The following is a 23,034-nucleotide window of genomic DNA, read 5'->3' as shown; positions in this document are numbered from 1 at the left end:
ACCTTTTTGGCTCTTTATCTTGGATAAAGGAGGTGATTTGCTTTATGAAAATTTCTACAAAAGGCAGATATGCACTTCGAATGATGCTTGATCTGGCGCTTCATGATAACGGGGAACCTGTGCGCATTAAGGATATTGCATCCAGACAGGAGATTTCCATCAAATATCTGGAACAGATTGTATCTATACTAGTCCGCGCGGGATATCTGAAAAGTATCCGGGGACCTCAAGGCGGGTACCGTCTTGCCATGTCCCCGAAGGATTATACCTGTGGTTCTATCTTGAGACTTACCGAAGGAAGCCTTGCACCGGTGGAATGCCTGGAAGATGATGAGAATCAATGCCCTAGATCGGAGAATTGTGCTACATTGCTGTTCTGGGAAAAATTAGATCAGGCAATTAAGGGTATTGTTGATAAGTATACGTTAGAAGATCTGATGGACTGGCAGATGCAGTCCGGAGACAACTATGTGATATGATACCAGGGTCAAAAGGTCCTGCGTTTCATGCTCGCATGAAAAAGCATGACTTTGGGACCCGAACAAACATGAGAAAACAACCCGATTAGGGTGGAATTCGAATGTTTGTAGGGTGCTGAACATCCAGTGGATGTTCGTTTAGCACGGACCGAAGCGGAGCGGAGACTTGTGAGAGCTCGAAGAGCGTAACAATCCGTGTATCATAAGGGGTCAAATTACTTTTGACCCCAACATCATGATATGTTTCTACTGGATATCATAAAAAGCGGCCTGCATGGATGCAGACCGCTTTCTTAAAATGAGGGGGGAGATAGTGAGTGGTTATCAACTATCCAAGATCTAGTATAGTAAAAATATGTGTTGAAAGTATGACCAAAAGATTAAGAATTGCTAAAGAACTCTCAACAAATGTTTGACATATGATAAGAATAACTTATTGATCGGATTTATTGAGGTATCCTATATAGGATGCTGTGTGAAGCAGCTTATTTGCATTTTCCACACGTTCTTGTGTCGGCGGTTGTATTGTCTTTAACTGATAAGGAATACCCAGTTCTTTCCATTTATAGATTCCCATTGTGTGGTAAGGCAGTACCTCAAATCTTTTTACATTTCCAAGTGATGATACGAATTGGTCCAGCCGTACCAGATCCTCATCATAGTCGTTACGCTCAGGTACGAGAACATGACGAATCCAGACAGGTTTATCAATTTCGGAAAGGTATCCGGCCATATCGAGAATGCTTCGGTTGCTGCATCCGGTCAGTACTTTATGCCTTTTATCATCAATTTCCTTGATATCAAGAAGAATCAAATCTGTGACGTCCATAAGTGTACGGAACTTTTTCAGGAAGGTTTCATTTCGGCTGAAAACGCTTCCGGCAGTATCAATGACTGTATGGACGCCTGCTTTTTTAGCCCTTTGAAAGAATTCAATCAGGAAATCAATCTGGAGCAAAGGTTCTCCGCCGCTGACTGTGATACCGCCGTCGTTTCCCCAGTAGGTACGATAGCGGAGAGCACGTTCTAAGAGTGCATCGGCCGATACCATATTCTCAGAATCCATGGACCAGGTATCCGGGTTGTGGCAGAACTGACAGCGCATGCGGCAGCCCTGCAAAAATACGACGAAACGGACACCCGGGCCATCAACCGAACCAAAACTCTCGATAGAGTGTACTGCTCCCTTGATCTGATTGTTTGTATTCATCGAATCACAACCTTTCTTTTTGGCCCTTATCTCTAATCGGGTCTTTTTATTCTGGTATCATCACATGGTTTCATGTGCATGTCGTGCTATTACATCTAACTGTTGTTCGCGGGTCAGATCTATGAATTTGACCGCGTAGCCAGATACTCGAATGGTGAAGTTTTGATATTCTTCTTTTTCAGGATGTTCCATTGCATCTTTTAACTTCTCAATTCCGAATACATTTACGTTAAGGTGATGAGCACCCTGCTTGAAGTATCCATCGAGGACATTGACCAGATGTACGGCTCTTTCGTCATCTTCGTGTCCGAGTGCCCCGGGACTTATGGTCTGTGTATTGGAGATTCCATCAAGTGCCCATTCGTATGGCAGTTTTGCGACGGAGTTCAGTGAAGCCAAAAGCCCGTTTTTCTCCGCTCCATAGCTTGGGTTTGCACCCGGTGAGAGTGGTTCTCCGGCTTTTCTGCCATCGGGAAGTGTACCGGTTGCTTTTCCATAAACAACGTTCGAGGTAATGGTCAGTATGGACGTTGTCGGTTCGGAATCACGGTAAGTGTGGTTTTTCTTCAGTTTTTCGAGGAAGGTGTGCAGCAGCCATACCGCTATATCGTCTGCCTTGTCATCATCATTTCCATAGCGTGGAAAGTCTCCTTCTATTTCAAAGTCTGTGGCAAGTCCATCTTCATCACGAACGGCTTTTACCTTAGCATATTTGATTGCGGACAGTGAATCCACAACATGGGAGAAGCCCGCAATGCCTGTGGCAAAAGTACGTCTCACATCGGTATCTATCAGAGCCATTTCCGCCGCTTCATAGTTATACTTATCATGCATATACTGGATGGCATTTAGTGTGTTTACGTAAAGGCTTGCCAGCCAGTCCATCATAATATCATATTTATGGATGACTTCATCATAATCGAGGTATTCGGAGGTGATCGGACGATACTCAGGCCCAACCTGAACCTTTGTCTTTTCATCAATTCCACCGTTGATCGCATAGAGCAGGCATTTTGCCAGGTTCGCACGTGCTCCGAAGAACTGCATCTCTTTTCCGGTCTCGGTTGCAGATACACAGCAGCAGATGGAATAGTCATCTCCCCATACCGGACGCATCACATCATCATTTTCATACTGAATGGAACTTGTCTTCACAGATATATAGGCTGCGAATTTTTTAAAGTTTTCAGGAAGCTTCGAGGAGTAGAGTACCGTCAGATTTGGTTCTGGTGCTGGTCCCATGTTGATGAGCGTATGCAGGATACGATAATCATTTTTGGTGACCATAGAACGACCGTCCTGACCGATACCTGCGACTTCCAGGGTTGCCCATACCGGATCTCCGGAGAACAATTCGTTATAGGAAGGAATGCGGGCGAATTTAACCATTCTGAATTTCATAATCAGATGGTCGATCAATTCCTGAGCCTCAGATTCCGTCAAGATTCCTTTGTCGAGATCTCTTTGGATATAAATGTCAAGGAAAGTCGAGATACGTCCGACACTCATGGCAGCACCGTTTTGAGTTTTAATGGCTGCAAGATATCCAAAGTACAGCCACTGAACTGCCTCCTTTGCATTTGCTGCAGGTTTTGAGATATCAAAGCCATAGGATGCTGCCATCTTCTTCATATCATTCAATGCACGATACTGCATGGAGATTTCTTCTCTTTGACGGATCACATCATCGGTCATTGTTCCGCAGCCACAGTTGTCAAAGTCCTCTTGCTTTTGTTCCATCAGACGATCAATTCCATATAATGCTACACGGCGGTAATCGCCGACGATACGTCCACGGCCGTAGGTATCCGGAAGTCCAGTTATGATCTTATTATGACGGGCCTTTTTCATCTCAGGTGTATAGACATCGAACACTCCCTGATTGTGTGGCTTAGCATATTCGGTAAAAATCTTGTGAAGTTCCGGTGACGGTGTATAGCCATTGGTTTTACAGGAATCCTCAGCCATCTTGATACCACCGAAAGGCATAAAAGCTCTTTTTAGAGGTTTGTCGGTCTGAAGACCTACAATTTGTTCCAGAGAATTTAAGTTTTCATCTATATAACCCGGTCCATGAGATGTGAGAGTGGAGACAACATCTGTGTCCATATCGAGAACACCACCCTTTTCACGCTCTTTTGCCTGCAGTTTCTGCAGAGCATCCCAGAGTTTATCTGTCGCTTCTGTGGGTCCTTCAAGAAATGAAGAATCTCCATCATAAGTTGTATAATTTTGCTGTATAAAATCACGAGTATTGATCTCCTCTTTCCAGATTCGACCTTTAAAATCGTTCCATTGTTCCATGTTAGTCATTAGTCAATCCTCCATTATTTATTCTGTTTACTGTATACAATTATTTTGTATACATATATGATAACGGATAAGCGGGTTAAAAGTCAACTAATTTAGTACATGTTTTTTGCATTTCTTTTAATACATGGAAAGGAGAAAAATCGAATAGAATTTTGCAATAAAAAAAATCTCTGGAAATCAGAGAATTAGACCAGCGCGAGACGGGATTCGAACCCGCGACCCCAACCTTGGCAAGGTTGTACTCCACCCCTGAGCCACTCGCGCATAAGAGCGGGTGATGAGAATCGAACTCACGTATCCAGCTTGGAAGGCTGGTGTTCTACCATTGAACTACACCCGCAAGTATTTAATTGATTGGTGCTGACAAAGATATATGTTACACGATGCAAGGATATTTGTCAATACTATTTTAAAAATTTTCCCCTGTAATTTTTGCTGTCGCTAACCTAATCTGACTGTCTTCTATATTTCGACGGGGACTCACCAGTATGGTTTTTGAAGATCCGGCTGAAGTACAGAGGGTTTTCATACCCAATGATTGCTGCGATTTCAGTAATATTATAGTCTGTATTCTCCAGAAGATCTTTTGCCTTTGATATCCGAATTGATGTGATATACTGCATGGGAGCCATGCCTGTATGTTTCTTGAAAGTGCGAATAAACCAGCAGGTGCTCATGTTCTGAGATTTGGCATAGTTTTCTATATTGATCTGGGAGGAAAAATTCTCATGGAAGAATAAAACCGCTTGGTTAATAGCATGATCCATATTGGACAGATTGCTGCTTCCTCTGCTGCATCGACTTTTTACTGCAAGAAGCAGCTGATGAAAGAGTAGTGGGAGAAGATCTCTGAAATATGGTCTTTTGATCTGCAGCTCCCATATGATTTTGAGAAACAGCTGCTGATATTCTGCATCTGTTCCTGTATAAAGGATAGGTTCGGTGAAGCCGTTCTCTTGTATGAGGTTTTCAGCATCCGATCCGGTAAAATGAATCCAGTACACTTCTGGATGATCTTCAAGATAGTAGCCATATTGTTGAGTTACACCAGGCCGGTATAATACCATATGACCTTTCTGAATTTCTTGTTTTTCTCCGTTAAAAACAAACCAGGCCTTCCCGGAAGCGATATAGAGCAGCTGATAGTCTTGCCTCCCATTAATTCGGTTTACGATCATGGATGGCACACTGATTAATCGGTAGACACCACAGCTTTCAACAGTTAATGGCTGATTCAGGTCACAGAGATCTACATCCACTTGATTTAAATATCCTGTATTTGCGTACATTTTACGTTCTCCTTATTCCGCACTACGTGCTCACACAATCTTAAAAACATTCGAATTCCACCCTAACGGGTTACATTCTCATGTTTTTGCGGATCCCAAGGTCTTGCTTTTTCATGCAAGCATGAAAGCAAGACTTTGGGATCCTGGGGTATCATTTCGTGCATGTTTTGTATAAAACTTATTATAGCATTTTTCTTTCGTTCAGGCTACAATAAAGATGACGGCCTGACAGGGCGGCTAATTGAGAAAAATTTGTATTAGGAGGGATAATTTATAATGATTGTACCAGCAAATTACGAAAATCTTGATATTTTGCATGAGAATACGATGCCAAGCCGGGCGTATTATATACCGGCTTCGAGAGCAATTGAGAACCTGGTGGAACATAGGGAGGATTCCGATCGCTTTCAGCTGCTGGATGGAAACTGGAAGTTTCGCTATTATGCAAGTATCTATGATGTAAAAGAGAAGTTTTATGAGGAGAATTTTGATACGGAATCTTTTGATGAGATCCCTGTTCCGAGTGTATGGCAGATGCATGGATATGATCATCATCAGTATACGAATACGAGATATCCGTTTCCTATGGATCCTCCATATGTACCGCTGGAAAATCCATGTGGAACTTATGTGCATACATTCAGTTATCAAACAGATGAAAAGGCTTTGAATGCTTATCTGAACTTTGAAGGGGTAGATTCCTGTTTTTACGTCTGGATGAATGGATCTTACGTAGGATACAGTCAGGTGTCGCATTCTACCAGTGAATTCGATGTGACTAAGTTTTTAAAAGATGGGATGAACACACTGGCGGTGTTGGTATTGAAGTGGTGCGACGGAAGTTATCTAGAAGACCAGGATAAATTTCGTATGAGTGGTATCTTCCGTGATGTCTATCTTCTGAAAAGACCGAAACAGTGCGTCTGTGATTACTTCACAACGACAAGTATCACGGGGCAGAAAGCCACAGTTGATGTTCGATTTAAATATATGGACAAATTCATGCCGGTTTCTGTATGTTTATATGACCAGGCCAAAAATCTTGTTTCAAAGTCGGAGGCGGAACAGATCAAAGAGGATGAAGAGGGATGGCAGTCTTTGGTCTCTCTGCAAGTTTCAGCTCCCCATCTGTGGAGTGCAGAGGACCCTTATCTCTATCGTATTGAGATTGTCTGTGGCGGTGAAGTGATCGCCGACCAGATTGGAATCAGAGAAATCAAGACTCGAGATGCAGTCTTGTATATCAATGAATCAAAAGTGAAGTTCCATGGTGTAAACCGACATGACAGTGATCCTGTGACTGGATTTACGATCTCTTTAGATCAGATGAAGAGAGACCTACTTGTGATGAAACAGCATAATGTCAATGCAATCCGCACAAGTCATTATCCAAATGCACCGCAGTTTTACCAGTTGTGTGACAGATATGGTTTTTACCTTATTGATGAAGCCGATGATGAAATTCATGGGGCAAACGATGTGTATCTGAAGGGCGATGACTGGCAGAAAAGGGTTGCAGCATGGAGCAGACCAATTGCAGACAACCCGGCTTTCACTGAGTCTGTCGTCGACCGGACAAAGCGGCTCGTGCAAAGAGATAAGAATCGGCCATGTGTGGTAATCTGGTCGATGGGAAATGAATGCGGATATGGGTGTACGTTTGAAACTGCTCTTGCATGGACGAAGAAATTCGATCCTGGCCGGCTGACACATTTTGAATCTGCGCGGTACACATCCAATGACAGAAAATATGATTATTCCAATATTGACTTGTACAGCCGGATGTATCCCGGACTTTTCGAGATTGAGGATTACTTCGGCGACAACCCGGATAAACCTTTTATCATGTGTGAGTACAGCCATGCGATGGGCAATGGCCCTGGGGATCTGGAAGAATACTTTGAAAAGTTCCAAAAATATGATGGTTTCTGTGGCGGGTTTGTGTGGGAGTGGTGTGACCATGCGATCTATAAGGGTGAGACCATAGATGGAAAGAAGATATACGCCTATGGCGGCGATCACCAGGAAGACCCAAATGACGGCAATTTCTGCATGGACGGACTGGTATATCCGGACCGCAGACCACATACAGGACTTCTGGAGTTTAAGAATGTACATCGGCCGGCAAGAGTAGTATCTTTCGATCAGGAGACAAAAGAAATCACACTTCACAATTATATGGACTTCAAAAATCTAAAAGGATACCTTAATCTGGATTATGAGCTGAACTGCGATGGACAGATTGTGGGAACAGGCACAGTGGGGACGGATGAGATACCAGATATTCCCGCACATGAAGAAGCAGCTTTGAAGCTGAACTTTCATGTTCCGTCAAAAGGAAAATGTTGGCTTAAGGTGAATTACACTTTGGCTTTGGACGAGGGCCTTTTAAAGGCTGGTTTTCCGCTCGGATTTGATGAAATTATGGTGGAGACAGAGGATTGCCAAAATCAGATGACACTGCAGCTTTTGAAAGATGAAAAGTATTGTCACGATGAAATTCATGTAGAAGAAGATGATCGATATCTGTATGTGGAGAATGAGGCATTCTCCTATACGTACAACAAATTGACTGGTCTTTTCAAAGAAATGGTTTATGAACAGCAGCAGTTACTGGAACAGCCAATGGAACTGAACATCTGGCGTGCGCCTACCGACAATGATCGAAATCTTAAACATGAATGGATGCGTGCTCACTATGATCATGCATTTTCCAGGGCATATGAGACAACGATGGAACAGTCCGAGAATCAGGTTACGATAAAAAGTACGGTTTCTTTATCGGCACTTACCATTCAGAGAATTTTGAATATTCAGCTTGTGTGGAGCATAGATTCGTGCGGAAAGGTGAAAGCCGAGATACACATGAAGAGAGATATGGAATTTCCTGAACTCCCAAGATTCGGTATTCGTATGTTTTTGCCGGAGAAGATGGATCAAGTTGTCTATTACGGACTTGGACCGGTGGAGAGCTATCCGGATAAGCGCAGAGCCAGTTTCCATGGACTTTTCAAAGATGAAGTCGCAAAAATGCATGAGGATTATATCAGACCGCAGGAGAACGGCAGTCACGATGACTGCGAATATGTCAAAGTTCAAAGTGAAAGATACGGTCTGACGGTGGTCAGCGATAAGACGTTTTCCTTTAACACGTCAGTCTATACACAGGAAGAGCTGACGAGCAAAGCTCACAACTATGAGCTGGTGCCAAGCGGATATACGGTTTTATGTGTCGACTATCGGCAGAATGGAATTGGAACGAACAGCTGCGGACCGAGTCTTCTGGAAAAATACAAACTAGATGAAGAGACAGTTACCTTTAGTTTCCAATTACAGCCATATAAAATTTAATGAATTAAAAACAGTGCCTCATCAACTTGAGACACTGTTTTTTAATCATAATCTTGCATGCAGCTGTCAATACTGCTATACTTTACTTAACATCATAGGGCATGAAACGCAGGACCTTTTGACCCGGGTATTGTTGTATGATACCACCCATTATTTGGCGCGAAAGTCCGGATATGGAGGCCGATATGAAACCGAAATGTAGAAACAATAAGAGGATATGGATCACGATTACAGTTGTCGCAGTAGTTTTATTAGCAGCTGCATGTCATACGGTTGGAGACGATAAAGTCAAAAATACAGTCATGTATGTTCCTTATGGAAAAGATGCGGAGCATTATGTTATGATCGATCAGCATAATGGAAGCGTATTCACCGTTACAATGCCTGAAAATATTCTTGATTCCAAGGACAGGAAAATAACAAAGGATGACCTGAAGAAGGGAAATATTCTCATTATTTATGGTGATGGAATCATGCTGCAGACTTATCCAGGACAGTATCCAGGGGTGACGAAGATCAAAGTAAAAGAAGAAGGGAAACCTTCGGATGCGGACCAATACCAGGATGTTGTTGAGCAAATTTCTTCAGGAATCAAGTCGGCAGTTCGTCCCTACTTAAGTCTTGAATATCAAGATGGACTGGGCGTGGTCTCAGCTGCGTCCACAGAAGGCGGTTTTCGCTGGAGCTATTATGACAAGAATGGAGACCTCCAGTCATCTATTGCAGATACAGCCCATATTCTTGCATGGAAGGAGATCAACAATCTTAATCTGAGTCAGGCTTCGGATATTACCCTGAATTTCTCCAGCCAACCGGACAGCATAGAGGTGATATGTTGGACTTCGGATATGAGAACAGACTTTTCGGATACTTCGGATGTACCTGATGGTGAAAAGATGAAACCTGAATCGGAAGAGAACCAATATGTATTAAAAGATGTAAAACCCGGTTCTATCTATCAGGTGACAGGTCACTGGGGGAAGGACAGCTATGTAAACTATGGATTTTTGACATGATCATATAGGAGGAAGAGATGGATAATTTTGTACAGTATGCACCGACAGAAGTTGTTTTTGGCAAGGGAACAGAGAAACAGGCAGGTTCTGAAGTGAAGAAGTGGGGAGGATCCCGCGTTTTAATCGTCTACGGCGGCGGAAGCGTTATCAAAAGCGGCGTGCTTGACCGAGTGAAAAGATCTCTGGATGAAGAAGATATTGTCTATGATGAGATCGGAGGAGTAAAGCCCAATCCGCGTCTTGCACTGGCAGAGGAAGGTGTGAAGAAGGCAATTGAATTTCAGGCCGATTTTATACTCGGTGTAGGCGGCGGAAGTGTGATTGATACCGCAAAAGGGATCGCACATGGCACTGCGAATCCAACACTTGACCTGTGGGAGATCTGGACCGGAAAGATTCCGCTTACAAAATCAATACCTGTGGGTGTGGTGCTGACGATTGCAGCGGCCGGAAGTGAGATGAGTGATTCCGCAGTTCTTACTAATGAAGAAGTGGGCAGAAAAGTTGGAATCAGTACACCGTTTAACAGAGTGAAATTTGCAGTGATGAATCCGGAACTTGCTTTCACAGTTCCCAAAAAACAGATCGCATGTGGTGTTACGGATATCATGATGCATACCATGGAGCGCTATTTTATCCCCGGTTTCACCTGCGAGATGACAGATGAGATTGCGGAAGGTCTCCTTCGAACTGTCATGAGAAATGGCACAAAAGCTCTGGAAAATCAAGAAGATTATGATGTGATGGCTGAGATTATGTGGTGCAGCAGTCTTTCCCACAACGATCTGACCAGTTGTGGAAGAGGAAAAGATTTTTCCGTTCATAAGATGGGTCAGGCACTCGGTGCAAAGTATGATATCACCCATGGAGAAACCTTATCTGTTCTGTGGGGATCATGGGCAAGATTTCAGTACGATACTGCACCAGACAGATTTGCCCGATATGCGGTAAATGTCATGGGAATTTCTTCTCAGGGGAAGAGCCAGATGGAAATAGCCAAAGAGGGAATTGAGAAGACAGAAGAATATTTTCAATCCCTGGGTATGCCGATTTCATTGTCAGAATTGGGGATTCACCCATCTGATGAGGAAATCCACGATCTTGCGATGAACGCCACACAGCAGGATACCCTGAAGCTCTCCAGACTGAAACCATTGTCTGCCGCTGAGGTAGAAACGATATACAAGATGGCATAAGCTTTTCTCAAGAAACCATAAACTTCTATAAGGTACCGAAAACGAGAACTTCTTTCGTTTCCGGTACCTTATTTTGCTTTTACAACATAGGCTAGATAGAGAGTATCCGAAAATTGAAAGGACTGGTTTCTATGGTTTCAATCAGCTTATGTATGATTGTAAAAGATGAAGAAGAAGTTCTCGCACGATGTCTTGACAGTGTACAGGATATCGCGGATGAGATTGTGATTGTCGATACAGGATCTGCAGACCGAACACGGGAGATTGCATCCAGATATACTGATTTGGTCTATGATTTTGTCTGGATTGATGATTTTGCTGCTGCAAGGAATTTTGCATTTTCCAGGGGAACAAAGGATTATCTGATGTGGCTGGATGCCGATGATGTGATCAGTGAAAAAGACAGGAGAGATTTCTTAGATCTCAAGAGAGATTTGGACCCCGCCGTTGATATTGTGATGATGAAGTATCACACGGGATTTGATGATATGGGGAATCCAAACTTTTCCTATTACCGCGAGAGACTAATTAAAAATCATAAAGGATATCTGTGGGTAAGCCCAATCCACGAGGCTATAACACCGAGCGGGAATATCATCTATTCTGAGACAGGGATCGAGCACAGGAAAATAAAAGCTTCTGATCCTGACAGAAATTTACGAATCTTTGAAAAGATGATCCATGAAGGCATCCCGTTGGATCCACGTCAGCAGTTTTACTATGCCGGGGAGCTGTATTACCATCGAAGATACGAGGAGGCAAAAGAAAATTATGAGGTTTTCTTAGAGTCAGAGGATGGATGGCTGGAAAACCAGATTGAGGCATGCAGACATTTGGCTGATTGTTATCATCATATGGGGCAGGAGAAGCAAGAACTTCAGGCCTTGTTCTATAGTTTAAGTCTGGATATCCCAAGGGCAGAGATTTGCTGTGATATTGGAAGATGTTTTTTTGATAAGAAAAAGTATCCAATTGCAGTTTTCTGGTATAAACAAGCTGCAAATACAAAAAGACGGGATGAGAGAGGTGGATTTGTTTTACTGGATTGTTATGACTATATTCCGTATCTCCAGTTGTGTGTGTGTTATGATAGACTTGGCGATTACAAAACGGCCCAGATGTACAACGAGATGGCGGGAAAAGTAAGACCCGATTCTAAGACGTATCTTGCGAATCGGGAATACTTTTTAAGAAGATTGGGAGTGCATTGACGGAGGCGATTCCGGCAAAGGCGGAGAACAAATCAGATTGACCTGCTGCAGCAGCCGGTTAAAATCAGATGCTGCAGCAGTCTTTTTGAAATTGTACGGAAAGGTCATTCAGATAGGCTGATTTTTTGGTTTTCCAGGTTCCTGCCGGCTGTCGAGAGCATCAATTTAATTCTGTTTAACTGATTGACCTCGGAAGCACCTGGATCATAATCAATCGCTACGATGTTGGCCTGAGGGTATTTCTTCCGGATGGATTTTATAACACCCTTGCCGACGATGTGGTTTGGCAGGCAGGCAAACGGCTGGATACATACGATATTTGGCACATCGTTATGAATCAGTTCCAGCATTTCACCGGTCAGAAACCATCCCTCACCGGTCTGATTGCCGATGGAGACGATAGGCGATGCCATCTTTGCCAGATCATCAATTTTAGCCGGAGGTGTAAAATGTTTACTCTTTTCAAACTCCTTTGTGCTGGCCGAACGAAGCCAGTTGACGTATTTAATTCCCAGATTTGCAAGCGCTGCTCCGGATTTTTTGAACCCGTAATGCTCAACTTTGAAGTTGGAGTTGTAGAAACAGTAGCACATAAAGTCGATCAAATCCGGGCATACGGCCTCGGCGCCCTCCTTTTCCAGGAGTTCAGCCAGATGGTTGTTGGCGGCAGGAAGGAATTTGACGAGGATCTCTCCCACGATTCCGACCTTTGGTTTAACTTCATCGGTGATTGGCAGATTGTCAAAATCGCGGATGATTGTACGGCAGATCTGTTGATATTTCGTGTGGCTAATATGTTTTCCACGGATAAAGTCGATGCAGTAACGCTCCCATTTGCGGTGCAGCCTGTCTGCAGAACCCTTTTCAATCTCATAGGGGCGCATGCGGTACAGGCATTTCATAAGTATATCTCCGAATGCAGCTGCATAGGAAACCCGAAGCCCCAGACCAGGCGTGATTTTGAAACCGGGGTTGCTCTCAAGACCACTCAGATTCAGAGAGATTACCGGAATCTGGGTCATGCCTGCTTTTTCAAGGGCACGGCGTATAAAGGCGATATAGTTTGACGCACGGCAGCCGCCGCCGGTCTGCGACATGATAATTGCAACCTTATCCAGGTCATATTTCCCGGACTGCAAAGCCTCCATAATCTGACCTACAACCATCAAAGAAGGATAGCAGGCGTCGTTGTTGACATACTTAAGTCCTGTATCAACAGCCTCTTTGTTGTCATTTGGCAGAACTACCAGATTGTAGCCACTGGCACGAAAGGCTGCCTCCATGATAGAAAAGTGGATCGGAGACATCTGCGGGCAGAGGATTGTGTAGTCCTTGCGCATCTCCTTTGTAAATGCTACTTTTTTGACAGAGGCTGGCCGGATGCTGCGCTTCGCTTTTGCCTCGTCTCTGGCGCGAATGGCAGCCAGAAGGGAACGGACACGAATTCGTGCGGCTCCGAGATTATTGACTTCATCAATCTTTAAGCAGGTATAGATCTTATCACTGTTTGTCAGGATCTCATACACCTGGTCCGTGGTGACAGCGTCCAGACCACACCCAAAGGAGTTCAGCTGTATCATATCGAGATCATCTCTTGTCTTCAGATAATTGGCAGCTGCATATAGTCTGGTATGATACATCCACTGATCGTTTACACGAAGCGGACGTTCCAGAGGAGCCAGATGAGAGACAGAATCCTCTGTAAGCACGGCGATGCCATAGGAATTAATCATATCCGGAATTCCATGGTGAATCTCAGGATCGACATGATAAGGGCGCCCGGCCAGAACGATGCCTCTTTTGTGATTTTTCTCCATCCAGGCAAGAGTTTCCTCGCCTTTCTTTTCTATATCTTTTCTCATATGTGCAAGTTCTGTCCAGCCTTTATTGACAGCGTGACGAACTTCTTTTTCCGGAATCTGAGAAAACTCCTTTACAAGGCCGTCAGCCAGAACCTGTTCATTCGTAAATGCCAGGAAAGGATTCCGAAACTTAATTGACGGATCTTTCAGCTCATCCACATTATTTTTTATGTTCTCCGCATAGGAGGTGACAATAGGACAGTTATAGTGGTTGACTGCCTCTGGGAATTCATCACGCTCATAGGGAATACAAGGATAGAAGATATACTTTATCCCATGTTTAATCAGCCAGGTGACATGGCCATGAGCAAGCTTTGCAGGATAACATTCCGATTCACTTGGGATAGACTCTATGCCCAGTTCGTATATCTTATGAGAGGAGGATGGAGAGAGCACTACCTGGTATTTTAGGGCTGTAAAGAAGGTATACCAGAATGGATAATCTTCAAACATGTTCAGCACACGGGGGATTCCGACCTGTCCTCTTGACGCTTCTTTCTCATCTAAGGGTTTATATCGAAACAGTCTTTTGTACTTGTAGTCAAAGAGGTTTGGAATGTCGTTTTTCTTCTTTTCTCTGCCCAGACCGCGCTCGCAGCGGTTGCCGCTGATATAGTGACGGCCTCCGGAAAAATTGTTGACAGTCAGACGACAGTTATTCGTACATCCGCCGCAGTTGACCATCTTTGTGGAATACTTTAAGTTGTTGATGTCCTCGATAGAAAGCATCGTTGTCTGCCTATCTTCGCTGTAACGTTCCCGTGCGATCAGAGCAGCACCGAAAGCCCCCATGATTCCGGCAATGTCGGGACGAATGGCCTGGCAGTCGGCGATTTGTTCGAAGCTTTTTAATACAGCATCATTATAAAAAGTTCCACCCTGGACAACGATATGTTTTCCAAGTTCAGAGGCATCGGACACCTTGATTACTTTATAAAGGGCATTCTTGATCACCGAATAGGCGAGTCCGGCGGAAATATCCGCAACGGTGGCACCCTCTTTTTGTGCCTGTTTTACTTTTGAGTTCATAAATACTGTACAGCGGGTTCCAAGATCAATCGGGTTCTCGGCAAACAAAGCGGCTTTGGCAAAGTCCTGTACACTGTAATTTAATGATTGGGCAAAAGTTTCAATAAAAGAACCACATCCGGAAGAACATGCCTCGTTTAACTGCACGCTGTCCACCGCATGATTCTTGATCTTGATACATTTCATGTCCTGACCGCCGATATCGAGGATGCAGTCGACAAGCGGATCGAAGAAAGCAGCGGCGTAATAGTGGGAGATCGTTTCAACCTCTCCTTCATCCAACAAAAGAGCATTCTTAATCAGTGCTTCTCCGTAACCGGTGGAGCAGGAATAGACAATATGTGCCTTTTCGGGCAGATGATCATAGATCTCCTGTATGGCCTTAATCGAAGTGTCCAGCGGACTTCCGTGATTGTTACTGTAAAAACTGTACAGGAGGGCTCCATCTTCACCGATCAGAGCGGTCTTCGTTGTCGTGGAGCCGGCATCAATTCCGAGATAACAGTTTCCCTCGTAAGCAGACAGATCTCCTGTGGTAACTTTATTTTTGTTCTGACGGTCGAGAAATTTATCATATTCTTTCTTCGAAGAGAACAATGGGTTCATTCGCTCAACTTCAAAATCAATTTTTACTCTTTGGTGGAGCTGACCAATCAGGTTTTCCAGAGAGATCTGAACCTTCTCATCCGCATTTAATGCACTTCCGATGGCCGCGAACAGATGCGAATTCTCAGGAGCTATGGTATGTTCATCGTCAAGACTTAAGGTCCTTATGAAACATTTTTTAAGCTCCGGAAGAAAATGAAGCGGGCCGCCCAGGAATGCAACATGTCCGCGAATTGGCTTTCCGCAGGCAAGGCCTGAGATCGTCTGGTTTACAACGGCCTGAAAGATAGAGACGGAGAGATCTTCCTTGGTTGCTCCTTCGTTGATCAGAGGCTGAATATCTGTTTTGGCGAATACACCGCAGCGGGCTGCAATAGGATAGATAGAGTGATAGTGTTTTGTATATTCGTTTAGCCCGGCCGCATCCGTCTGCAAAAGAGAAGCCATCTGATCAATAAAGGATCCAGTGCCGCCGGCACAGATTCCGTTCATCCGCTGCTCTACATTGCCGTTTTCAAAGTAAATGATTTTCGCGTCCTCTCCGCCCAGTTCGATGGCGACATCCGTTTTAGGTTCATGTGCCTTTAAGGCAGTGGACACCGCGATTACCTCCTGGACAAAGGGAACTTTCAGATGCTTTGAGAGAGTCAGCCCGCCCGAACCGGTAATTACTGGACTTAAGGTCATCTCTCCAAGCTGCTGATGGGCTTTTACCAGAAGTTTCTCAAGGGCTCCCTGGATGTCGGCATAGTGTCTTTCGTAATCTGAGAACATCAGAGTATGCTGTTCATCAAGAATAGCGATCTTAACGGTAGTTGAACCAATGTCAATACCAAGTGTATATGTAATCATAAAAAAGAACTCCTTTTTTACACAGTTAAAAATCAATGAATAACTGCAGGTTAACTAGTATATAAATTCATGGAATACTTGACTATTTGAGCCTATTATCTATAATACGACAAAAATGAAAAATTATCAATTGACAAAAAAATGATTTTAAGCTTTAAAAACAGCGATTTTTCTTGAAATTTTATAATATGACGTAATTTAGTAAAGATTATCGGCCATTCGAATGGAAAGGAGAGTGATAAATGTTTTATGAAGATGATTTTGAAATTTCTGGGAGGGCTGGCACTGTTCGGATTCGGTATGAATCTGATGACAGAAAATCTAAAATGTGCGGCCGGTGAAGGAATTAAGCGTGTCCTGACAGCTATGACAAAAAATCCGCTTGCAGGTGTTCTTGCCGGAACGGCTGCCTCAGCAGTACTCCAGAGCAGCGGTGTTGTCACGGTTATGGTGATTGGGTTCGTAAGTGCCGGGTTTATGACATTACCGCAGGCTGTTACAGTCATTATGGGGGCGAATATCGGAACAACGGTGACGGCACAACTGATTGCATTTCAAATAAATGATTACATATGGATTGTGGTTTTTGTTGGATTTCTAATATATTTTATCGGAGAACAAAAGAATACAAAACTAACGGGTCTGGTTCTGTTGGGATGCGGGATACTCTTTGTCGGAATTGACACGATGAAGACAGCAATGGGACCTCTGGCGGCAAGTACGATATTTGTCAATATGATGAGAAAGGTGGCGGACATTCCAGTCCTTGGGGTATTAACCGGGACTTTGATGACGATGATCGTACAAAGCAGCAATGCCACAATTGCTGTCCTGCAAAGCCTGGCTTTACAGCCGGCAAAGGATGGTGTGAGCAGTATCATAGGACTTTCAGGCGCAGCCTGCGTTATGATGGGAGATAACATCGGGACAACATTCCTTTCACTTCTGGCAAGTGTTGGTCAGCCGGTCAATGCCAGACGGGCAGCCGTCTGCCACAGTTTTTTGAATATCAGCGGCAGTATACTGTTTCTGATTCTTCTTCCGTGGTTTACCAGATTTATCATATGGATATCTCCCAAGGGACCGGAAGTGGATGTGATTGCCAGACAGATTGCGAATGCACATACAGTGTTTAACCTTGCATGTACCTTCCTGTGGCTGCCATTTACTAAAGTTATGGTAAAGGCTGTAAAAATCATGGTTCCCGATGAGCGTGAATAATTGGCTTGCATTGTCTGCAGGGATTCGTTATAATATTGAAAGCGTCAAGGGGCTTTTGACCCCTTTAATATACGGATTATCACAGTTACAGACAAGAGGAAAACATGTATAAAATATTAAAAGAAGAGGGCAGGGCAAAGCGTGCCGAACTAGCCACAGTTCACGGTACGATTCAGACCCCTGTATTTATGAATGTCGGCACTGCAGCAGCGATAAAAGGGGCTGTCTCAACCATGGATCTGCAGCAGATAAAGACACAGGTAGAATTGTCAAACACATATCACCTTCATCTTCGGCCAGGAGACGAATTGATCAAAAGAATGGGAGGTCTCCACAAATTTATGGTCTGGGATAAGCCGATTCTGACTGATTCGGGCGGATTTCAGGTCTTTTCACTCGCAAAATTAAGAAAGATCAAAGAAGAAGGTGTCTATTTTAATTCACATATTGATGGCAGAAGAATCTTCATGGGACCTGAGGAAAGCATGCAGATTCAATCCAACTTGGCATCGACCATTACGATGGGATTCGATGAATGCCCGTCAAGCGTCGCCGACAGAGCTTATGTTCAGGCATCCGTGGATCGGACAGCTAGATGGCTTCTCCGCTGTAAGAAAAAGATGACAGAGCTTAATAGTCGGGAGGATACAATTAACAGACATCAGCTCCTTTTTGGAATCAATCAGGGAGCGATTTACAGCGATATTCGAATTGAACATGCAAAAAAGATCAGTGAGATGGATCTCGACGGATATGCAGTAGGTGGTCTTGCTGTCGGTGAAACTCACGAACAGATGTATGAGATTTTGGATGAGGTAGTGCCATATCTGCCGAGGAATAAACCGGTTTATCTGATGGGAGTCGGAACACCGGCGAATATTCTGGAAGGTGTGGAGCGAGGCGTGGATTTCTTTGACTGTGTCTATCCCAGCCGTAACGGACGTCATGGCCATGTCTATACCGATCAGGGGCATCTGAATCTGTTCAATGCACAGTATAAGATGGATGCTGCACCAATCGAAGATGGATGCCAGTGTCCGGCCTGCCGCCATTACAGCAGAGCTTATATTCATCATCTTTTGAAGGCGAAAGAAATGCTGGGCATGAGACTTTGCGTACTGCATAACCTGTATTATTATAATACTATGATGGAAGAAATCCGCGATGCTCTTGATGAGGGATGCTTTGCATCTTATAAAAGAAAAAAACTGGATGGATTTTCACAGAATTCTTAAAAAGACTTGTACAATCGAGCAATTTACTGTATTATGATTTGTAGTATTCTGGAATGAAAGTAGGAGGAAATAACATGATTTTAGCAAACGCAGGGGCAGGAGGTCAGGCGGCCGGTGCTGCTGGCGGCGGATTTATGATTATCTGGCTGGTTGTACTTATCGGACTTATGTATTTTATGATGATACGGCCTCAGAAAAAGGAACAAAAGAGAGTACAGGCCATGTTAAGCGACATGAGTGTGGGTGACGCTGTTGTCACAAACGGCGGATTCTACGGTATCATTATTGATATCACTGATGAAGATGTAATTGTGGAGTTCGGCAATAACAAAAACTGCCGTATACCGATGAGAAAGTCGGCTATTGCAGAAGTTGAGAAACAGTCCGATGCTGTAGAGACAAAAGAGCCGGAGACAAAACCTGTAGAGACAAAAGATAATAAAAAAGAAAAGAAACAGAAAAAATCATCAAAATAATAACACAGACAGGCTCCTTGGAGCCTGTTTTTTCGTATTCTGGCAGATTCAGTACAGAGAATCCATACGTTTGCGGCTAATGCTCATTGACAATAGAATGGTATATGGAGTATATTATTATCATTGTAGCGTGATAAAGCACATAAAAACAGGAGGATGATTTCATGAGCAGAGTATATAATTTTTCTGCAGGGCCGGCGACACTGCCCGAAGAGGTATTAAAAGAAGCCGCTGATGAGATGCTTGATTATCCAGGAAGCGGAATGTCCGTGATGGAGATGAGCCATCGTTCAAAGGATTTTGAAAGAATCATCAATGAGGCTGAGGAAACTTTAAGGGAACTGATGGAAATTCCATCAAATTATAAAGTACTTTTTATCCAGGGGGGAGCTTCTCTTCAGTTTGCGATGATCCCGATGAACCTGATGAAGAACAAAACTGCCGATTACGTTGTTACGGGGCAATGGGCAAAAAAGGCCTGGCAGGAAGCGTCTATGTATGGAAATGCCGTAAAGATTGCAAGTTCTGAGGATAAAAACTATTCTTATATACCCGACTGCTCAGATCTTATGATTAGTCCGGATGCAGATTACGTATATATCTGTGAAAACAATACGATTTATGGAACGAAATTCAAAACTCTTCCAAACACCAAGGGCAGACCACTTGTTGCAGATGTCTCTTCCTGTTTCCTGTCAGAGCCTGTAGACGTCTCAAAATATGGAATTATATTTGGAGGAGTACAAAAGAACATAGGGCCCGCCGGCATGGCAATTGCAATTGTCCGGGAAGATTTAATTACGGAAGACGTACTTATAGGGACGCCAACGATGATGCGTTATAAAACCTACATGGATCACAATTCTATGTACAATACACCAAACTGCTACTGCATCTATATGTGCGGCAAGGTATTCAAATGGCTGAAAAAGAGGGGCGGACTTGAGGTCATGAAAAAACAAAATGAGGAAAAAGCCGCAATTTTGTATGACTATCTTGATTCCAGCGATCTGTTTAAGGGCACTGTACAAAAGGAGTCACGTTCTTTGATGAATGTTCCCTTTATAACAGGAGACTCATCTCTGGATGCGAAGTTTGTTAAAGAGGCAGCCGAGTACGGACTCGTAAACCTGAAAGGACATCGGACAGTAGGCGGAATGAGAGCGAGCATCTATAATGCCATGCCAAAGGAAGGCGTGATAAAGCTGGTTGAATTTATGAGACAGTTTGAGGAGGTTAATCATGTTTAAGTATAATTGTCAAAATCCAATTTCGAAAGTAGGGATTTCGAAACTCGGGCCCGATTATGAAGCAACGGATCAGATGGAGGATGCTGAAGTACTGTTGATAAGAAGTGCCAATCTGCATGATGTTTCGCTGCCGGAAAACCTCGCCTGCATAGCGCGGGCGGGCGCAGGGGTGAACAATATACCCCTTGAGCTGTGTGCAGAACACGGAATCGTGGTTTTTAATACTCCCGGGGCCAATGCCAATGGTGTCAAAGAGTTAGTACTCGCCGGAATGCTGTTGGCATCCAGAGATATCATGGGAGGAATCGAATGGGTGAAGAGCCAAAAAGGCAATCCAGATGTGAATGCACAGGCAGAGAAGCAGAAGAAGAAATTTGCCGGATGTGAGATCAATGGTAAAAAGCTTGGAATTATCGGCCTTGGAGCAATTGGCCAGTTGGTTGCGAATGCAGCGACACATCTTGGCATGGACGTCTATGGTTACGATCCATATCTATCTGTGGACGCCGCCTGGAATCTTTCACGTTCAATTCATCATATTCAGGACTTGGATGAAATTTATCGAGAATGTGATTATATAACGGTGCATGTTCCGCTGACAGACAGTACAAGAAATATGATAGATTCAAGAGCCCTTGAACTGATGAAAGATGAAGTTGTTATCCTGAACTTTTCGCGCGACCTCCTTGTCGATGAGAAAGCGCTGGTCCAGGCGCTTCGCTCACATAAAGTAAAAAAATATGTTACAGATTTCGCAAATCCGACGGTTGCCGGAGAACCAGGCATACTTGTGACACCACATCTGGGTGCTTCTACAGAGGAATCTGAGGATAACTGTGCTGTGATGGCTGTCAAAGAAATGCGAGACTATATGGAAAACGGGAATATCAAAAACTCTGTGAACTATCCGTCATGTGATATGGGACGCTGCTTGGCACAAGGACGGATTGCGATTAATCACAGAAATATTGCGAATATGCTTGGACAGTTTACCAGTGTGCTTGGCGAGGCGGGAATCAATATTGCTGATCTCACCAACAAAGGGAAAGATGGCTATGCCTATACACTGATTGACATTGAAAGTCCGATTACCAGTGATATTATAAAGAAACTGGAATCCATAGAAGGCGTTCTGCGTGTGAGAATTGTAAAATGACGAATATCAGACCATTTCGGGCATTAAGGCCCTCACAGGAGTCAGCAGCTTTCGTTGCTGCACTTCCCTATGACGTTTATAGTAAAACGGAAGCAAGAAAATATGTAAAAGAACACCCGTATTCATTTCTTCGTATTGATCGCCCCGAGACCCAGTTTGACGAAAAAACAGATATGTATGCATCTATTGTATATCAGAAGGCAAATGAGACTTTTGAAATTATGCAGCAGGAAGGGACCTTGATAGAAGACGCGAACCCATGTTATTATATATATGAATTGACAAAAGGATGCCATAGACAGACAGGACTTTGTGCCTGCTCTTCTGTGGAAGATTATCTGGCAGGTGTCATAAAAAAGCATGAGAAAACCAGGGCAAAAAAAGAAGAAGACAGGACGAAACATATTGATGTGTTGAGTGCTCAGACAGGACCTGTGCTTTTGATCTATCGGGCGAATCCTGCCATCCAAAAAATACTGGAATTGGAAAAGAAGAAGTCTCCGATATATGATTTCACTGCGGATGATGGTGTGGTGCACAGGGTGTGGAGCATCAATAATCCCCTTTGCGTCAGGAAACTGACAAAAATGTTTGAAACGGTCGATCATACATATATTGCAGATGGACATCACAGAGCGGCATCAGCCGTCCGGGTAGCAAAAGAACGGGCAGAAAACAACCCACATCATATGGGAAATGAAGAATACAACTATTTTCTTTCGGTTCTGTTTGCAGACAGTGATTTAGGCATTGAAGACTATAACAGAGTGATCAAAGACATGAACGGACACAGCCGGGATGAAATATTAGAGCTGATTGGTGAAAGATTTACGGTGCAGTCTTCTGCTGAACGGCCTGTTCGTCCGAAAGAGAAAGGCCAGATGGGATTTTTCCTTTCGGATTCGGATCGAGTACATGGAACATGGTATCGCCTGCAGGTTAAGAAGGAATATACAAAGAAAGATCCGGTTGGTATTCTCGATGTAGAATATCTGCAGCGGGAGATACTAAAGCCGGTTTTTGGCATTGAAGATCCAAGAAGTGATGACAGAATTGATTTTGTCGGAGGGATTCGCGGCCTTGACGAACTGGAAAAAAGATGCCACAATGACTGCATATGTGCTTTTGCCCTGTATCCGACATCTATGGAAGAACTACTTGCAGCAGCAGATGCAGATATGCTGATGCCTCCAAAATCAACATGGTTTGAACCAAAGCTTCGAAGCGGTTTGTTCATACATAAGATAGAACGTTTCTGAACATGAGAAATCACCAAAGAGGG

15 protein-coding genes and 2 tRNA genes are annotated in these 23,034 nt (G+C 43.7%); 11 read left to right on the top strand and 6 right to left on the bottom strand.

Going from position 1 to position 23,034, the window contains the following annotated elements; genetic code table 11:
* The first annotated feature begins 44 nt into the window (after positions 1 to 44).
* The gene (locus tag INP51_RS09845) at positions 45 to 479 is read left to right on the top strand and encodes an RrF2 family transcriptional regulator (RefSeq protein ID WP_193734684.1); all 435 of its coding nucleotides are present in this window, start codon (positions 45 to 47) and stop codon (positions 477 to 479) included.
* Positions 480 to 912: 433 nt separating this feature from the next.
* Here INP51_RS09845 and pflA read toward each other — a convergent pair whose 3' ends face one another.
* From pflA to INP51_RS09820, 5 genes are all read right to left on the bottom strand, one after another.
* Positions 913 to 1,689, bottom strand: a complete 777-nt coding sequence (pflA, locus tag INP51_RS09840) for a pyruvate formate-lyase-activating protein (protein ID WP_193734683.1) — start codon at positions 1,687 to 1,689, stop codon at positions 913 to 915.
* Between the two features lie 60 nt (positions 1,690 to 1,749).
* Complete coding sequence (gene pflB, locus INP51_RS09835) at positions 1,750 to 4,002, bottom strand: formate C-acetyltransferase (RefSeq protein WP_193734682.1); 2,253 nt, start codon at positions 4,000 to 4,002, stop codon at positions 1,750 to 1,752.
* Between the two features lie 192 nt (positions 4,003 to 4,194).
* Positions 4,195 to 4,266: transfer RNA gene (locus INP51_RS09830), tRNA-Gly, on the bottom strand.
* Positions 4,267 to 4,271: 5 nt separating this feature from the next.
* Positions 4,272 to 4,342, bottom strand: a tRNA-Gly gene (locus INP51_RS09825).
* 106 nt (positions 4,343 to 4,448) lie between these two features.
* On the bottom strand, positions 4,449 to 5,291 hold the full coding sequence (locus INP51_RS09820) for an AraC family transcriptional regulator (protein WP_193734681.1): 843 nt from the start codon (positions 5,289 to 5,291) through the stop codon (positions 4,449 to 4,451).
* Positions 5,292 to 5,567: 276 nt separating this feature from the next.
* Here INP51_RS09820 and INP51_RS09815 point away from each other — a divergent pair, with 276 nt between their 5' ends.
* From INP51_RS09815 to INP51_RS09800, 4 genes are all read left to right on the top strand, one after another.
* On the top strand, positions 5,568 to 8,642 hold the full coding sequence (locus tag INP51_RS09815; protein WP_193734680.1) for a glycoside hydrolase family 2 TIM barrel-domain containing protein: 3,075 nt from the start codon (positions 5,568 to 5,570) through the stop codon (positions 8,640 to 8,642).
* Between the two features lie 185 nt (positions 8,643 to 8,827).
* A complete protein-coding gene (locus INP51_RS09810; protein WP_193734679.1) occupies positions 8,828 to 9,658 on the top strand; it encodes a hypothetical protein in 831 nt (276 codons plus the stop codon).
* A 17-nt stretch (positions 9,659 to 9,675) separates the two neighbouring features.
* On the top strand, positions 9,676 to 10,854 hold the full coding sequence (locus INP51_RS09805; RefSeq protein WP_193734678.1) for an iron-containing alcohol dehydrogenase: 1,179 nt from the start codon (positions 9,676 to 9,678) through the stop codon (positions 10,852 to 10,854).
* A 131-nt stretch (positions 10,855 to 10,985) separates the two neighbouring features.
* The gene (locus tag INP51_RS09800; protein WP_193734677.1) at positions 10,986 to 12,065 is read left to right on the top strand and encodes a glycosyltransferase; all 1,080 of its coding nucleotides are present in this window, start codon (positions 10,986 to 10,988) and stop codon (positions 12,063 to 12,065) included.
* 104 nt (positions 12,066 to 12,169) lie between these two features.
* Here INP51_RS09800 and INP51_RS09795 read toward each other — a convergent pair whose 3' ends face one another.
* A complete protein-coding gene (locus tag INP51_RS09795; protein WP_193734676.1) occupies positions 12,170 to 16,414 on the bottom strand; it encodes a 2-hydroxyacyl-CoA dehydratase in 4,245 nt (1,414 codons plus the stop codon).
* Between the two features lie 249 nt (positions 16,415 to 16,663).
* Here INP51_RS09795 and INP51_RS09790 point away from each other — a divergent pair, with 249 nt between their 5' ends.
* From INP51_RS09790 to INP51_RS09765, 6 genes are all read left to right on the top strand, one after another.
* On the top strand, positions 16,664 to 17,635 hold the full coding sequence (locus tag INP51_RS09790) for a Na/Pi cotransporter family protein (protein WP_193734675.1): 972 nt from the start codon (positions 16,664 to 16,666) through the stop codon (positions 17,633 to 17,635).
* 104 nt (positions 17,636 to 17,739) lie between these two features.
* A complete protein-coding gene (tgt, locus tag INP51_RS09785) occupies positions 17,740 to 18,870 on the top strand; it encodes a tRNA guanosine(34) transglycosylase Tgt (RefSeq protein WP_193734674.1) in 1,131 nt (376 codons plus the stop codon).
* Between the two features lie 134 nt (positions 18,871 to 19,004).
* Positions 19,005 to 19,346 (top strand): preprotein translocase subunit YajC, encoded by a 342-nt coding sequence (gene yajC / locus INP51_RS09780; protein ID WP_230406939.1) that lies wholly within the window; start codon positions 19,005 to 19,007, stop codon positions 19,344 to 19,346.
* A 164-nt stretch (positions 19,347 to 19,510) separates the two neighbouring features.
* Complete coding sequence (gene serC, locus INP51_RS09775; protein ID WP_193734672.1) at positions 19,511 to 20,596, top strand: 3-phosphoserine/phosphohydroxythreonine transaminase; 1,086 nt, start codon at positions 19,511 to 19,513, stop codon at positions 20,594 to 20,596.
* Positions 20,589 to 21,752: a phosphoglycerate dehydrogenase gene (locus tag INP51_RS09770; RefSeq protein ID WP_193734671.1), complete on the top strand. Its 1,164-nt coding sequence runs from the start codon at positions 20,589 to 20,591 to the stop codon at positions 21,750 to 21,752. Before serC ends, INP51_RS09770 begins: the two co-directional genes overlap by 8 nt.
* Positions 21,749 to 23,011, top strand: coding sequence for a DUF1015 domain-containing protein (locus INP51_RS09765; RefSeq protein ID WP_193734670.1), 1,263 nt, complete (start codon positions 21,749 to 21,751; stop codon positions 23,009 to 23,011). The genes INP51_RS09770 and INP51_RS09765 overlap by 4 nt, the downstream gene beginning before the upstream one ends.
* Positions 23,012 to 23,034: the final 23 nt, after the last annotated feature.

Origin of the sequence: Blautia liquoris, assembly GCF_015159595.1 — a bacterium.
GTDB lineage: Bacteria > Bacillota > Clostridia > Lachnospirales > Lachnospiraceae > Novisyntrophococcus > Novisyntrophococcus liquoris.
This window is presented reverse-complemented; position numbering and strand designations above follow the sequence as displayed.